At 72.7% G+C, this 421-nt stretch carries 1 protein-coding gene; it reads right to left on the reverse strand.

Annotated features, from left to right (window positions below; all coding sequences use genetic code 11):
* Positions 1–63: 63 nt before the first annotated feature.
* Positions 64–421, reverse strand: a 358-nt coding sequence (locus tag JHN45_RS52550) for a LysR substrate-binding domain-containing protein (RefSeq protein WP_236585090.1), incomplete at its 5' end; no start/stop codon positions are given.

The following is a 421-nucleotide window of genomic DNA, read 5'->3' on the forward strand; positions in this document are numbered from 1 at the left end:
GTCGGGGGTCTGGGGGCGGAGCCCCCAGGGCGGGACGTCAGGGCGGGACCCCAGGGCGGGACCTCAACCCCGGGTCAGGGACAGCAGCTCGCGTGCTGGGCCCGTCGGGCGGTGGCCCGTTGGCCATACCGCTCTCAAGTCTCGGGCCAGGGTGACCCCTTCCACCGGGATGCGGACCAGGCGTCGGGTCGACAGTTCCTCGCCGACCGCCAGTTCGCTCAGGACGGCCGGGCCCGCTCCGCTCACCGCCGATGCCTTGACCGCCGTAGTGGAGGACAACTCGATGAGGGGGCGGGCCAGGCCGCCCAACGCCGCGTCCAGTACCTGGCGGGTGCCCGAGCCCTTTTCCCGGAGGATCAGTGGCGTCGACGCCCCGTCCCCGCAACGGAGTTGGCGTCGACGCCACTGATCCTCCGGGAAA

The sequence above is a fragment of the Streptomyces sp. MBT53 genome (genome assembly GCF_016654115.1).
GTDB lineage: Bacteria > Actinomycetota > Actinomycetes > Streptomycetales > Streptomycetaceae > Streptomyces.